The organism is Burkholderia pseudomultivorans (assembly GCF_902499075.1).
Taxonomy (GTDB): domain Bacteria; phylum Pseudomonadota; class Gammaproteobacteria; order Burkholderiales; family Burkholderiaceae; genus Burkholderia; species Burkholderia pseudomultivorans.
Genome location: NZ_CABVPP010000100.1, coordinates 1 through 14,212, shown reverse-complemented (window position 1 = coordinate 14,212; position 14,212 = coordinate 1). Strand labels below are relative to the sequence as shown.

Here is a 14,212-nt window from a genome sequence, read left to right as displayed (position 1 = left end):
GGCTCGACCGGCGCGCGCGGCGCGACAACGTCGCCGCGGCCTTCGCGGTCGCGGGCGACGTCGCGGGCCGCCACGTGGCGCTGGTCGACGACGTGATGACGTCGGGCGCGACGCTCGCGGCCGCCGCGCATGCGCTGAAGGCGGCCGGCGCCGCGCGCGTGACGAATCTGGTTGCGCTGCGCACCGCGAGGGATTAATTAGATAGCAGAATCGAAGGCCGGCCGCCGCCGTGCGGCCGGGCCGCCATGAACCGGCCGCTGCGCCCGGGCCGAACCGCCCGGCCGCGCACGGCCCAGCCAGACCGAAACATGTTCAACGTCGTCCTCGTCGCTCCCGAAATTCCGCCGAACACCGGCAACGTGATCCGCCTGTGCGCCAATACGGGCGCGCGCCTGCACCTGATCGAGCCGCTCGGCTTCCCGCTCGACGACGCGAAAATGCGCCGCGCGGGCCTCGACTATCACGAATATGCGCAGATGCAGGTGCATCGCGACTGGGACGCGTTCGTCGCGGCCGAATCGCCCGACCCGGCGCGCATGTTCGCGTTCACGACCCGCGGTTCGGGCCGTTTCCACGACCATGCGTTCCTGCCGGGCGACTGGTTCGTGTTCGGCTCGGAAACGCGCGGCCTGTCCGCCGACGTGCTCGAGCGCTTCGCGAACGAGCAGCGCGTGCGCCTGCCGATGCGGCCGGGCAACCGCAGCCTGAACCTGTCGAACACGGTCGCCGTGGTCGTGTTCGAGGCATGGCGCCAGGCGGGCTTCGAAGGCGGCGCATGACGGTGCCCGGACGGCGCGCGGCGATCCGCCCGCCAGTGCCGCCAACGCGGCCAGCCAGCACTACCGGCGCGCGAGCCGCGCGCGATACAACTCGTGGATGTCGGGGGAAAAGCACGCGAACACCACGCGTGCGACGCTCGGCGCCTGCGGCAGCATCTCGACGACGGTGCCGACCGCAATGTCGACGGCCTCGTCGGCCGGATAGCGGTAGATCCCGCAGCTGATCGCCGGAAACGCGATCGACGTCGCGGCGACCTCCTCGGCCAGCTCGAGCGCGCGCCGGTAGCACGACGCGAGCAGCTCGGGCTCGCCGCGGCCGCCGCCGTGCCACACCGGGCCGACCGCATGGATCACGTAGCGCGCCGCTAGCGCATGGCCGCGCGTGAGCTTCGCGTCGCCCGTGTCGCAGCCGCCGAGCGTGCGGCATTCGGCGAGCAGGCCGGGGCCGGCCGCGCGGTGAATCGCGCCGTCGACACCGCCGCCGCCGAGCAGCGAACCGTTCGCGGCATTGACGATCGCGTCGACGTCGAGCGTCGTGATGTCGACGAGCTGTGCGTCGAGCGTGGTGGAACCGATCTGCAGCATGACACCCTCCCGAAAACGCCGGAGACGGTTCAAGCGTAGTGCGCTTTCGCACATCGCGCGCGGCGTTACTCGGCGCGCGCGTCCCGCCGCAGCAGCCCGCTGACTGCGTCGCGCGGCGCGATGCCGTCGAACAGCACGCCACAGACGGCTTCGGTGATCGGCATCTCGATCGCATGCGCGCGCGCGATCGCGAGCACGGCTTGCGCGCAGCGCACGCCTTCGGCCACATGGCCGAGCGCACCGAGGATGTCGTTCAGCGACCGGCCGGTCGCGAGTTGCAGGCCGACCGTGCGGTTGCGCGACAAGTCGCCGGTCGCGGTGAGGATCAGGTCGCCGAGGCCCGTGAGGCCCGTGAAGGTTTCCGTGCGGCCGCCGAGCGCAACGCCCAGCCGCGACATCTCGGCAAGCCCGCGCGTGATCAGCGCGGCGCGCGCGTTCAGCCCGAGGCCGAGCCCGTCGGCGATGCCGGTCGCGATCGCGAGCACGTTCTTCACCGCGCCGCCCACCTCGACGCCGACCACGTCGTCGCCCGTGTAGATCCGCATCGCGCCGTGATGGAACGCGGCGAGCGTGCGCTCGCGGCAGGCGGCGGACGCGCTCGCGACCGTCAGCGCGACGGGCAGCCCCTGCCCGACCTCGCGCGCGAAACTCGGCCCCGACAGCACGCCGTTGCTGCGCTGCTCGGGCAGTTCGGCCGCGATCACCTGATGCGGCAGCAGATGCGTGTCGGCCTCGAAACCCTTGCAGACCCATACGACATGCGCAGGCACGCAGCCCGCATCGCGCATCGCGCGGCACAGCGTGCGCAGCCCGGCCACCGGCGCGGCGATCACGCACAATGCGTCGTCCGCGGCGCCGTGCGCGAGCGCGACGCCGAGCTCGGCGTCGTAGCGCAACGCGTCGGGCAGCGCGATGCCGTCCAGATAGCGGGAATTTTCGTGCCGGGCCTGCAGCCCGGCGATCAGCGCGGCGTCGCGCGCCCAGAGAAGCGTGTCGTGCCGCGCGGCCAGATGGCCCGCGAGCGCGGTGCCCCAGGCACCGGCGCCGAGAACGGCTACTTTCATACCCAGCACCGGTCCGCAGCGAAACGTCAGTTCAGCGTCGTGCCATTCGGCGCGCCGTTCGGTGCGCCTGCTGCGCCGCTCTGCTGCTGAAGCTGCGCGAGACGCTGCTCGTACAGCGCCTGGAAGTTGATTTCCGCGAGGTGGATCGGCGGGAAGCCCGCGCGCGTGATCGCGTCGGCGATGTTCGAGCGCAGGTACGGGAACAGGATCGTCGGGCACGCGATGCCGACCAGCGGGTCGAGCTGTTCGTCCGGAATGTTGCGGATGTCGAAAATGCCGGCCTGCTTCGCTTCGATCAGGAACGCGACCTTGTCCTTCACCTTCGCGGTGACGGTGCCCGACACGACGACTTCGAACACGCTCTCGGCCAGGCGCTCGGCCTTCACGTCGACTTCGACTTCAACCGACGGCATGTCCTGCTCGAGGAAGATCGCCGGCGAATTCGGCTGCTCGAGCGACATATCCTTCAGGTAGACGCGCTGGATGTTGAAGAACGGTTGATTTTCGACGTCGGACATGGTGTTTCCCTAAAAGTGGTAACGGGCCGCCGGCTGCTGCCGGCGTCCCCGGATGAATCCTGCGCGCAGGCCGCGGCGCGGCCGGCGGCCATTCTGCCCTAATCAGGCCGCTTGCAGAAGCGGCACGAGGCCGCCTTCGCGGTCGAGCTTCGACAGATCGTCGTAGCCGCCGACGTGCGTGTCGCCGATGTAGATCTGCGGGACCGTGCGACGGCCCGTGCGCGTCATCATCTCCTCGCGGCGCGCCGGATCGCGGTCGATCAGCACCTTCTCGATCTGCTCGACGCCGCGCAGCTTCAGCAGGCGCTCGGCCTGGATGCAATACGGGCACACCTGGGTGCTGTACATGACTACCTTGTTCACTTCGCCACTCCTTGTTTGACGACCGGCATCCCGGCCTGCTGCCAGGCGGCGACGCCGCCTTCCAGCACGTGCACCTCGGCATAGCCCGCCGCCTCGACCTCGCGCGCCGCCTTCTGCGACTGCTGGCCGTTCTGGCAGACGAGCAGCACCGGGGTGCTCTTGTTCTTCGCAACCTGCGCAATTTTCGCGCCGATCTCGCCCGCCGCGACCTGGCGTGCCGACGGCAGATGCCCCGCCGCGAATTCGGACGCGGCGCGCACGTCGATCACGACCGCGTTGCGGCGATTGATGAGCTGCGTCGCCTCGGCAGCCGACAGGCCGCCGCGGCCGCGGCGCAGCGCCGGCCAGGCCAGCAGGCCGCCCGACACCAGCAGGATCGCGATGAGGGCCAGGTTCGTGTAATCGGTAAAGAACTTCACGGAATTCCGCCGGAAAAAGAGAAATCGGAAAAGGACAATCCCGCCATTATAAAATAACCGACTTGCGCGATGGCGCGCCCGGGGTCGGGCGCCGTGCGACGCGTACCGCTTCCTTCACTACCGACCGCAAGATCCATGTACAAACTCGTTCTCATCCGCCACGGCGAATCGACGTGGAACAAGGAAAACCGCTTCACCGGCTGGGTCGACGTCGACCTCACCGAACAGGGTCGCAACGAGGCCTACCAGGCCGGCGAATTGCTCAAGGAGGCCGGCTACGCGTTCGACATCGCGTATACGTCGGTGCTCAAGCGCGCGATCCGCACGCTGTGGCACGTGCAGGACCGGATGGACCAGATGTACCTGCCGGTGGTCCACTCGTGGCGCCTGAACGAGCGCCACTACGGCGCGCTGTCGGGCCTGAACAAGGCGGAAACGGCCGCGAAGTTCGGCGACGACCAGGTGCTCGTGTGGCGCCGCAGCTACGACACGCCGCCGCCCGCGCTCGAGCCGACCGACGAGCGCGCGCCGTACAACGACCCGCGCTACGCGAAGGTGCCGCGCGAGCAGCTGCCGCTCACCGAGTGCCTGAAGGACACGGTCGCGCGCGTGCTGCCGCTGTGGAACGAATCGATCGCGCCGGCGATCCGCGCCGGCAAGCAGGTGCTGATCGCCGCGCACGGCAACTCGCTGCGCGCGCTGATCAAGTACCTCGACGATATTTCGGACAGCGACATCGTCGGCCTGAACATCCCGAACGGCGTGCCGCTGGTGTACGAGCTCGACGAAAACCTGAAGCCGATCCAGCACTATTACCTCGGCGACCCGGACGCGATCGCGAAGGCGCAGGCCGCCGTCGCGAAGCAGGGCAAGGCCGGCTAAGGTCCGCCCCCTGCGGTGCGGCCCGCCCGGGCCGCGCGAACCTTCGCGGCCCGGGCACTGTCGAACCCGCTTCGAGCGCGTTGCGCGCGCCGCCGGGCAGGCCCGGCCGGCGCCATCCGCCGGATCCGTTTCGCACCGTTCCACTGAGTAATCGGACGAACAGTTATACTTGTCCGCTACATCTCCGCTACCGCCACGCGCTTCCCGACCGCACCAGACTCTCTATGCGAATGAAATTGAAGAACATCGGCCTGATTGCCGCGGGCCTCGCCACGGGCGTGTTCGCCACGCTGCAGATTTCCGCATCGGCCGAGCAGACCGCCACGGCGCCGCTTCCCCTCGACCAGCTCCGCCTGTTCGCGGAAGTGTTCGGCCAGATCAAGCGCGAGTACGTCGAGCCGGTCGACGACAAGAAGCTGCTGACGGCGGCGATCAAGGGCATGGTATCGAGCCTCGACCCGCACTCGTCGTTCCTCGACAAGACCGACTATGACGAGCTGCAGGAGCAGACGAAGGGCCGCTTCGCGGGTCTCGGCATCGAGATCTCGCAGGAAGACGGCCTCGTCAAGGTGATCTCGCCGATCGAAGATACCCCTGCGTTCCGCGCCGGCATCCGCCCGGGCGACCTGATCACGCGCATCAACGACAAGCCGGTGCGCGGCATGACGCTCGACAAGGCCGTCAAGCAGATGCGCGGCGAGCCGGGCACCAAGGTCACGCTGACGATCTTCCGCAAGAGCGACGACCGCACGTTCCCGGTCACGGTCACGCGCGCGATCATCAAGGTCCAGAGCGTGAAGATGAAGATGCTCGACCCGGGCTACGCGTACATCCGCATCACGAGCTTCCAGGAGCGCACGACGCCGGATCTCGCCGCGAAGCTGCAGGACATCGCGCGCCAGCAGCCGAACCTGAAGGGCCTGATCCTCGATCTGCGCAACAACGGCGGCGGCCTGCTGCAGAGCGCGGTCGGCGTCGCCGGCGCGTTCCTGCCGCCCGACTCCGTCGTCGTGTCGACCAACGGCCAGATCCCCGATTCGAAGCAGGTCTACCGCGACACCTACGACAACTATCGCCTGCCGTCCTTCGACGGCGATCCGCTGAAGAACCTGCCGCCGATCTTCAAGACGGTGCCGATGGTCGTGCTGACCAACGCCTATTCGGCGTCGGCATCGGAAATCGTCGCCGGCGCGCTGCAGGATTCGAAGCGCGCGCAGATCATGGGCAAGACGACGTTCGGCAAGGGCTCGGTGCAGACAGTCCGCCCGATGACGGCCGACACCGCGCTGCGCCTGACGACCGCGTACTACTACACGCCGAGCGGCCGGTCGATCCAGAACAAGGGCATCACGCCCGACGTGCCGGTCGATCAGTATGCGGACGGCGATCCGGACGACGTGCTCGTGACGCGCGAGGTCGACTACTCGAACCACCTCGCGAACACGCAGGATCCGAACGAGAAGAAGGAACAGGAAGAGCGCGAGCAGCGCCGCATGGATCAGCTGCGCATCCTCGAGGAGCAGAACGACAAGAAGACGCCGGAGCAGCGCCAGAAGGATCGCGATCGCAAGCCGATCGAGTTCGGCAGCGCCGACGACTTCATGATGCAGCAGGCGCTCAACAAGCTCGAAGGCAAGCCGGTCCAGGAATCGAAGTCGCTGCTCGCCGAGAGCACGGCGAAGAGCCCGGCGGGCAAGCCGGCCGCGGCAGCGAAGGCGTCGGGCGCGAGCGCGAAGCCGGCGTCCGCCCCGAAGCCCGCGTCGACGCCGCAGTAAGCGCCGAGCGGCATCCGACGGGCCATCGCGGGAAGACCGCGATGGCCCGTTTTTCATGCGCGCCTACAATACGCGAACATGCACGCGCCGCCGCCCGCGGCGCGCTTCGCCCGATACGCCCCATGAACGACGACCAACTCCTCCGCTACTCCCGCCACATCCTCGTCGACGAAATCGGCATCGAGGCCCAGCAACGCTTTCTCGACGCGCATGCGATCGTCGTCGGCGCGGGCGGCCTCGGCTCGCCCGCGGCGATGTACCTCGCGGCATCCGGCGTCGGCACAATCACGCTGGTCGACGCGGACACGGTCGATCTCACGAACCTGCAGCGGCAGATCCTGCACGCGACGGCGTCGGTCGGCCGCAGCAAGGTCGAATCGGGCCGCGACACGCTCGCGCGGCTGAATCCCGAGGTGACCGTGCACGCGGTCGCCGCCCGCGTCGACGACGCGTGGCTCGACGAACACGTGCCGCGCGCGAGCGTCGTGCTCGACTGCACCGACAACTTCGCGACGCGCCACGCGATCAACCGCGCGTGCGTCGCGCACGGCGTGCCGCTCGTGTCGGGCGCCGCGCTGCGCTTCGACGGGCAGATCAGCACGTTCGACTTCCGCGACGCGGCCGCGCCCTGCTATGCGTGCGTGTTTCCGGAAGACCAGCCGTTCGAGGAAGTCGCGTGCGCGACGATGGGCGTGTTCGCGCCGACGGTCGGCATCATCGGCGCGATGCAGGCCGCCGAGGCGCTGCGCGTGATCGGCGGAATCGGCACGACGCTCAACGGCCGGCTGATGATGCTCGATGCGCTGCGCATGGAATGGACCACGATGAAGATCGCGCGCCAGGCCGACTGCCCCGTATGCGAGGGCCGGCACTGACGCGCATCGAACGCATGCGCCGCGCGCGCATGCGTGACACGGTGCAACGATAGCGAACGCTACGCGGCGGCGTCCGCGCGCGGTTCCGCGACCGCGAGACGCTTCAGCGCCGCCTGCACTTCCTCCGGCTCGAATGCGGCGAGCACGTCGGCCGCCGGCTTCTCGAGCGCCTTCAGGTGCGCGCGCAGGATCTCCTGCTTGACGACCAGCAACTGGCTCGGATGCATCGAGAACTCGGTGAGCCCCATCCCGAGCAGCAGGCGCGTGAGCGCCGGATCGCCGGCCATCTCGCCGCACACCGACACCGGCACGCCCGCGCGCTTCGCTTCGCGCAGCGTGTACGCGATCAGGTGCAGCACCGCCGGATGCAGCGGGTCGTACAGGTGCGCGACCGCGTTGTCCGCGCGGTCGATCGCGAGCGTGTACTGGATCAGGTCGTTGGTGCCGATCGACAGGAAATCGAAGCGCTTCAGGAACAGCGGCAATGCGATCGCCGCGGCCGGAATCTCGATCATCGCGCCGATGCGCACGTTCGGATCGTAGGCGAGCCCCGCGTCGTCGAGCTGGCGCTTCGCCTCGCGGATCAGGTCGAGCGTCTGGTCGATCTCCTGCGCGTGCGCGAGCATCGGGATCAGGATCTTCACCTGCCCGAACGCGGACGCGCGCAGGATCGCGCGCAATTGCGTGAGGAACATCTGCGGCTCGGACAGGCTCCAGCGAATCGCGCGCAGGCCCAGCGCCGGGTTCGGCGCGGTTTCGTAGCCTTCGTCGAGCGCCTCGAGCGGCTTGTCCGCGCCGACGTCGATCGTGCGGATCGTGACGGGCATCCCCTTCATCCACTCGACCGCGCGCTTGTACGCGGCGAACTGCTCTTCCTCCTCGGGCATCTCCTTCTGATGCATGAACAGGAATTCCGAACGAAACAGCCCGACGCCGACCGCGCCGGCCTCGACGGCCGCCTTCGCGTCGTCGGGCAGCTCGATGTTCGCGTACAGCGCGATCGGCGTGCCGCACAAGGTCTGCGTCGGCGAGAACTTCAGGCGCTGCAGCTTGCGCTGCTCGAGTAGCTTCTCCGACTGCCGGTACGAATATTCCTCGAGGACGATCGGCGCCGGATCGACGATCACGATGCCCTGGTCGCCGTCGACGATGATCAGGTCGTCCTGGCGGATCAGCGCGCTCGCATGCTGCACGCCGACCGCGGCCGGAATGCCGAGGCTGCGCGCGACGATCGCGGTGTGCGACGTGCGGCCGCCGAGATCGGTGACGAACGCCTGAAACGTTTGCGTCTTGAACTGCATCATGTCGGCCGGCGCGATGTCGTGCGCGACGACGATCATCTCATTGGTGCCGTTCGCGGCCGCGCCGTCGAGCGCCTGCGCGGCGGACGGCGCCCCGGCGAGCGCCTTCAGCACGCGCTCGACCACCTGTTCGATGTCGGCCTTGCGCTCGCGCAGGTATTCGTCCTCGATGTCGTCGAAGTGGCGCGTAAGCAGTTCGAGCTGCTCGGTCAGCGCCCATTCGACGTTGTAGCGCCGCGCACGGATCAGGTCGATGGTCTCCTGGACGAGCATCGCGTCGCCCAGGATCATCGCGTGTACGTCGATGAATGCGCCGACTTCGCTCGGGGTATCGTCGGTCAGGTCGGCGCGCAGCGCGTCGAGTTCGCGATGCACGGCATCGAGCGCCGTGCGGAAGCGCTCGACCTCGGCGTCGATCTGGGTCGCCTCGACCAGGTAATGGGCGACGTCGAGCGCCGCCGGCGCGATCAGATACGCTCGCCCGATCGCGATACCTCTTGAGACGGGAATGCCATGCAGCGTGAAGGACACGCGCACCTCCTCTGTACATGTAAAGCCGCGGCACACTGCTGCGATGCGCTTATGACCCCGGATACCGATTATAAATTCCGCACGTTGCCGCTGACTGCATGCAGCGCAGCATTGCGCGTTCTGCATCAATGCTGCCGGCGAAAAAAATGCCGCGGAATCCGCGGCATTCTGACTGGAATCTGAAACGATCCTGTGCGTCGGGTCATTGCCCTTCGCCGAACTTGTCGGCAATCAGCTTCAGCAGCGCGTCCATCGCTTCCTTTTCGTCGGGCCCTTCGGTCTCGATCGTGACCGTACTGCCGATGCCCGCCGCCAGCATCATCACGCCCATGATGCTCTTCGCATTGATCTTGCGCCCGTTGCGCGACATCCAGACTTCCGACTGGAAATTGCCGGCGAGTTGCGTGAGCTTGGCCGAGGCGCGCGCATGGAGCCCCAATTTGTTGACGATGGTGGTTTCTTGTTGAAGCATGATTCTCGGTCGGGTCGGTCGGGGCCGCCGGCGGCGCGCGTCGGCGGCACGGTCTAAAACGGATGCTCAGTGTGATTCGGTGCGCGGCTGCGGCTCGGGCGGAATCGGCGCGCACTGCCCGCAGCCGGTTTCCGACGGCGGCGGCGGTGCGCCGGCCGCAACTTCGTGGACGCCCTTCGCCCCGCCGGACAACGCCTTGTCGACGAGCTTGTCGAGCGGCATCGTACGATAGCAGACCGCACGCACCAGCATCGGCAGGTTCACGCCCGCCAGCACGCGCACGTTCGCGAGCTTTGCGAGCTGGCCCGCGATGTTCGCCGGCGTCGCACCGTACATGTCGGTCAGCACGACCGCGCCGTTCTCTTCCTTGAGCCGCGCGAGTTCCGCGTGCGCGAACGCCATCACCTGGGTCGGATCGCTGTCCGCCTGCACGTCGATACAGCCGATGCGTGCGGGCACGCCGCCGTAGATGTGCGCGATGCAGTCCCGCAGCGCGGTCGCGAGCGGCGCGTGCGCGATGATCAGAATCCCGGCCATGTCAGATCGCTCCCGGCCGCCCCTGGCGGGCCGACACCCCGCGGCGGGGCAACGAGCGTAGCGAGTATGGGGATCGTTTCATGTTCAGCCTTGCAACAGTAGCGGCCCGACCGCCGGGCCTTCGGCGCGTCGCAGCGCGGCGCCGGGCAAGCGGGCATTGTAGCAGGCCGGTCATGCCGGGCCGGCGACGGGGGACCTGCGCGGCCGCCGCCGGTCTTGCGCGCAACGCAGCCTACGCGGCCGCGCGCTCCAGCGCGTCGACGAACATCGCGGCGACGTCGAAACCCGTCTGCTCCATGATTTCGCGGAAACACGTCGGGCTCGTGACATTCACCTCGGTCAGCCAGTCGCCGATCGCGTCGAGGCCGACCAGCAGCAGCCCGCGCGACGCGAGCACCGGGCCGAGCGCCGCGGCGATCTCGCGATCGCGCTCGGTCAGCGGCTGCGCGACGCCGAGCCCGCCCGCGGCGAGATTGCCGCGCACCTCGCTGCCCTGCGGAATCCGCGCGAGCGAATACGGCACCGGCTCGCCGCCGATCAGCAGGATGCGCTTGTCGCCGGCCTTGATCTCGGGAATGAATTTCTGCGCCATCACCGAGCGCGTGCCGTCGTGGCTCAGCATCTCGATGATCGAGCCGAGGTTCATGCCGTCCGGCTTCACGCGGAACACGCCCATCCCGCCCATGCCGTCGAGCGGCTTCAGGATCACGTCGCCGTGCTCGGCGTGGAATGCGCGCAGCCGCTTTGCGTCGCGCGTGACCAGCGTGGGCGCGACGAACTGCGGAAACTCGCCGATCGCGAGCTTCTCCGAATGGTCGCGGATCGACTGCGCGCGGTTGAACACGCGCGCGCCCGCGCGCTCGGCCAGTTCGAGCAGCCACGTTGAAGTCACGTACTCCATGTCGAACGGCGGATCCTTGCGCATCAGCACCGCGCCGAACGATTCGAGGCGGCGCGCGTCGACAGGCCCCGCGTCGTACCAGGTCTCGCGATGCAGATCGTCCAGTTCGCCGACGAAGGTGATGCGCCGCACGTCGGCCTCGACGGCCGAGCCCGTCCATGCGAGCTGCTGCGGCTCGCACGCGTAGATCGCATGCCCGCGCCGCGCGGCCTCCGCCATCATCGCGTAGGTCGAATCCTTGTAGATCTTGAAGCGCTCGAGCGGGTCGGCGATAAAAAGAATGTCCATGCGGGTCCTGTACGTAGCGAAGGTCCGTTACACCTGGATGGCTTCGGGATCGGTCTTTTCCAGTTCGATCGACGACGCGATCAGCGACAGCCGCGCGACGACGCCGTACATGTAGAAGCGGTTCGGCGGCGCGGCGCCGGGCTTGGCGCCGGCATCCGGCAGCGCGGTGTGCTCGAAGCCGAGCGGCACGTAGTGCATGCCGGGCGCGTTCAGGTTCTGGTCGCGCTCGCGGCCGCCGTGCGTGCGGTAGAAGCCGCCGACCACGTAGCGGTCGATCATGTAGACGACCGGCTCCGCGACTTCGTCGCCGACGCGCTCGAACGTATACACGCCTTCCTGCACGATCACGTCGCGCACCGCGAGGCCGGCCTTCGACTCGGCCATCTGCTCGCGCTCGGCCTTCGACAGGCGGCCGATCTCGGCCGCGTCGTGCACGGTCATCACGCCGCGCCCGGCGGTGCCCGCATCGGCCTTCACGACCACGTAAGGCTTCTCGCTGATGCCGTATTCGCGGTACTTGCGCGCGATCTTCTTCAGCACGCCGTCGATCGCGTCGGCGAGCGCCTGCTCGCCTTCATGCGCCTGCCAGTCGACGCCTTCGACGTGCGCGAAATACGGATTCACCATCCACGGATCGACGCCGACCATCTTCGCGAACTTCTTCGCGACGTCGTCGTAGCACGCGAAGTGCGTCGACTTGCGGCGCACGGCCCAGCCCGCGTGCAGCGGCGGCAGCAGGTACTGTTCGTGCAGGTTTTCCAGCACGGCCGGAATGCCGGCCGACAGGTCGTTGTTCAGCAGGATCGAACACGGATCGAAGTTCTTCAGGCCGAGACGGCGCTGCGAACGCTCGAGCGGTTCGAGCACGATCTTCTGGCCGTCGGCCAGCGTGATCGGCGTGATGTCGGTGATGCTCGGGTCGAGCGAGCCGAAGCGCACGTTCAGGCCGGCCTGGCGCATGATCGTCGCGAGCCGCGCGACGTTTTCCAGGTAGAACGCGTTGCGGGTCGGCAGCTCGGGAATCACGAGCAGGTTCTTCGCGTCCGGGCAGATCTTCTCGATCGCGGCCATCGCGGCCTGCACGGCGAGCGGCAGCACTTCGGACGGCAGATTGTTGAACGCGCCGGGAAACAGGTTCGCGTCGACGGGCGCCAGCTTGAAGCCGGCATTGCGCAGGTCCACCGAACAATAGAACGGCGGCGTGTGTTCCTGCCATTCGAGCCTGAACCAGCGTTCGATCGCAGGCGTCGCGTCGAGGATCTTCTGCTCGAGTTCGAGCAGCGGACCGTTCAACGCGGTAACGAGGTGGGGAACCATGAATCACTCGCGAGCGGGAGAATGAAGATTGTAGAGCAATTGCCTTGCCCATTTGGGGATTGTTCCCGCCTTCACAAGGATATGGAGGAAGTTTCTGGCTATTGACCCGATAGCGCGCAGGGTTATCCGCTGCGGGGCCGCGCTGCAGGAGAAAAAAAACCCGCCGGGAAGGCGGGTCGAAGTCGCTGCGCTCATTCGGGGCGGGCGTCGTCGTCGCGACTGCCCGCCGTGATCGTCATCGTTTATTCGACATGCTCGCCGTGCAGGATCACGTCGAGGCCTTCGCGCTCCTCTTCCTCGGTCACGCGCAGGCCGATCGTCAGGTCGATCAGCTTCAGCAGCACGAAGCTCAGCACGCCGCTGTAGACGAGCGTGATCAGCACGCCCTTGGCCTGCAGCAGCAGGCTGCCGTCGGCGCCGCCGATGTCCTTCACCGCGAACACGCCGGTCAGCAGCGCGCCGAGGATCCCGCCCACGCCGTGCACGCCGAACGCGTCGAGCGAATCGTCGTAGCCGAGCTTCGACTTGAGCCAGGTCGCCGACCAGAAGCACACGACGCCCGCCGCGATGCCGATCACCAGCGCGCCCGCCACGCCGACGAAACCGGCCGCCGGCGTGATCGCGACCAGACCCGCGACCGCGCCCGACACGATGCCGAGCACCGACGGCTTGCCCTTCGCGATCCATTCGGCAAACATCCAGCCGAGCGCCGCGCAGGCCGTCGCGACTTGCGTCGTCAGCATCGCGAAGCCGGCACGGCCGTCGGCCGCGACCGCCGAACCCGCGTTGAAGCCGAACCAGCCGACCCACAGCATCGAGCCGCCGATCATCGTCAGCACCAGGTTGTGCGGCGCCATCGATTCGCGGCCGTAGCCGACGCGCTTGCCGAGCACGAGGCACGACATCAGGCCCGCGATGCCGGCGTTGATGTGCACGACGGTGCCGCCCGCGAAGTCGAGCACGCCGTCCGCCGACAGCCAGCCGGTCGGCTCCCACACCATGTGCGCGATCGGCACATAGACGATCAGCGACCAGAGCGTCATGAACACCAGCATCGCCGAGAACTTCATGCGGTCGGCGAACGCGCCGCAGATCAGCGCCGGCGTGATGATCGCGAAGGTCATCTGGTAGACGAAGTAGACCGATTCCGGAATCGTCGTCGCGAGGTGGCTGACGGTCAGCGTCGTCGCCTTGTCGCCCTTGATGTAGTTCATCCCGTGCAGGAACACGCGCGACAGCCCGCCGATGAAGCCGTTGCCCGGCGTGAACGCGAGGCTGTAGCCGATCACCGTCCACAGCACCGTGATCAGCGCGGTGATCGCGAAGCTCTGCATCACGGTCGCGAGCACGTTCTTCTTGCGCACCATGCCCGCGTAGAACAGCGCGAGGCCGGGGATCGTCATGAACAGCACGAGCGCGGTGGACGTCAGCATCCACGCGGTGTCGCCCGCGCTGATCTTCGACGAATCGACCGAGAACGGCGCGGTCGGCGCGGCGGGAGCGGCCGCGGCGGCGGCCGATGCATCGGCGGGGGCCGAAGCGGCGCCCGAAGCCGGTGCCGCGGCGGCGGCGGAAGCGTCGGGGGCGGCGGAGGCCGTGGCCGCG

Annotated in this window: 16 protein-coding genes; 5 read left to right on the top strand and 11 right to left on the bottom strand. The window is 68.0% G+C overall.

Annotation, left to right across the window (positions count from 1 at the left end; genetic code table 11):
- Together BST28156_RS33665 and trmL are read left to right on the top strand one after the other, a co-directional pair.
- Window positions 1-197, top strand: a 197-nt coding sequence (locus tag BST28156_RS33665; RefSeq protein WP_302478098.1) for a phosphoribosyltransferase family protein, incomplete at its 5' end; no start/stop codon positions are given.
- A 111-nt stretch (window positions 198-308) separates the two neighbouring features.
- On the top strand, window positions 309-779 hold the full coding sequence (gene trmL, locus BST28156_RS33660) for a tRNA (uridine(34)/cytosine(34)/5-carboxymethylaminomethyluridine(34)-2'-O)-methyltransferase TrmL (protein WP_009695671.1): 471 nt from the start codon (window positions 309-311) through the stop codon (window positions 777-779).
- Window positions 780-839: 60 nt separating this feature from the next.
- On the opposite strand, the gene BST28156_RS33655 is transcribed toward trmL, so the two are convergent.
- The 5 genes from BST28156_RS33655 to BST28156_RS33635 all read right to left on the bottom strand — a co-directional run bounded on the left by BST28156_RS33655 (window position 840) and on the right by BST28156_RS33635 (window position 3,728).
- Window positions 840-1,364, bottom strand: a complete 525-nt coding sequence (locus tag BST28156_RS33655; protein ID WP_174904493.1) for an O-acetyl-ADP-ribose deacetylase — start codon at window positions 1,362-1,364, stop codon at window positions 840-842.
- Window positions 1,365-1,429: 65 nt separating this feature from the next.
- Entirely contained in the window at window positions 1,430-2,428 is a 999-nt protein-coding gene (locus BST28156_RS33650) for an NAD(P)H-dependent glycerol-3-phosphate dehydrogenase (protein ID WP_060246796.1), read from the bottom strand.
- Window positions 2,429-2,454: 26 nt separating this feature from the next.
- Window positions 2,455-2,946 (bottom strand): protein-export chaperone SecB, encoded by a 492-nt coding sequence (gene secB / locus BST28156_RS33645; protein WP_059512623.1) that lies wholly within the window; start codon window positions 2,944-2,946, stop codon window positions 2,455-2,457.
- A gap of 102 nt (window positions 2,947-3,048) precedes the next feature.
- Complete coding sequence (grxC, locus tag BST28156_RS33640; protein ID WP_009695674.1) at window positions 3,049-3,309, bottom strand: glutaredoxin 3; 261 nt, start codon at window positions 3,307-3,309, stop codon at window positions 3,049-3,051.
- A complete protein-coding gene (locus BST28156_RS33635; RefSeq protein WP_009695675.1) occupies window positions 3,306-3,728 on the bottom strand; it encodes a rhodanese-like domain-containing protein in 423 nt (140 codons plus the stop codon). Before BST28156_RS33635 ends, grxC begins: the two co-directional genes overlap by 4 nt.
- Window positions 3,729-3,863: 135 nt before the next feature.
- Here BST28156_RS33635 and gpmA point away from each other — a divergent pair, with 135 nt between their 5' ends.
- The 3 genes from gpmA to BST28156_RS33620 all read left to right on the top strand — a co-directional run bounded on the left by gpmA (window position 3,864) and on the right by BST28156_RS33620 (window position 7,260).
- Window positions 3,864-4,610 carry a 2,3-diphosphoglycerate-dependent phosphoglycerate mutase gene (gene gpmA, locus BST28156_RS33630; RefSeq protein ID WP_009695676.1) on the top strand — a complete coding sequence of 249 codons (747 nt, stop codon included), beginning with the start codon at window positions 3,864-3,866 and terminating at the stop codon, window positions 4,608-4,610.
- Window positions 4,611-4,834: 224 nt separating this feature from the next.
- Window positions 4,835-6,385 carry a S41 family peptidase gene (locus BST28156_RS33625; protein WP_059601030.1) on the top strand — a complete coding sequence of 517 codons (1,551 nt, stop codon included), beginning with the start codon at window positions 4,835-4,837 and terminating at the stop codon, window positions 6,383-6,385.
- 122 nt (window positions 6,386-6,507) lie between these two features.
- Entirely contained in the window at window positions 6,508-7,260 is a 753-nt protein-coding gene (locus tag BST28156_RS33620; protein WP_060246794.1) for a HesA/MoeB/ThiF family protein, read from the top strand.
- Between the two features lie 59 nt (window positions 7,261-7,319).
- On the opposite strand, the gene ptsP is transcribed toward BST28156_RS33620, so the two are convergent.
- The 6 genes from ptsP to BST28156_RS33590 all read right to left on the bottom strand — a co-directional run.
- Window positions 7,320-9,092 (bottom strand): phosphoenolpyruvate--protein phosphotransferase, encoded by a 1,773-nt coding sequence (gene ptsP, locus BST28156_RS33615; RefSeq protein ID WP_060246950.1) that lies wholly within the window; start codon window positions 9,090-9,092, stop codon window positions 7,320-7,322.
- Between the two features lie 202 nt (window positions 9,093-9,294).
- On the bottom strand, window positions 9,295-9,564 hold the full coding sequence (locus BST28156_RS33610; RefSeq protein ID WP_009695680.1) for an HPr family phosphocarrier protein: 270 nt from the start codon (window positions 9,562-9,564) through the stop codon (window positions 9,295-9,297).
- A gap of 66 nt (window positions 9,565-9,630) precedes the next feature.
- Window positions 9,631-10,101, bottom strand: coding sequence for a PTS sugar transporter subunit IIA (locus tag BST28156_RS33605; RefSeq protein WP_060246792.1), 471 nt, complete (start codon window positions 10,099-10,101; stop codon window positions 9,631-9,633).
- Between the two features lie 232 nt (window positions 10,102-10,333).
- Window positions 10,334-11,290: a glutathione synthase gene (gene gshB / locus BST28156_RS33600; protein ID WP_174904492.1), complete on the bottom strand. Its 957-nt coding sequence runs from the start codon at window positions 11,288-11,290 to the stop codon at window positions 10,334-10,336.
- Window positions 11,291-11,317: 27 nt separating this feature from the next.
- Complete coding sequence (gene gshA / locus BST28156_RS33595; protein WP_174904491.1) at window positions 11,318-12,607, bottom strand: glutamate--cysteine ligase; 1,290 nt, start codon at window positions 12,605-12,607, stop codon at window positions 11,318-11,320.
- Window positions 12,608-12,849: 242 nt separating this feature from the next.
- On the bottom strand, window positions 12,850-14,212 hold a 1,363-nt coding region (locus BST28156_RS33590), incomplete at its 5' end, for an ammonium transporter (protein WP_174904490.1).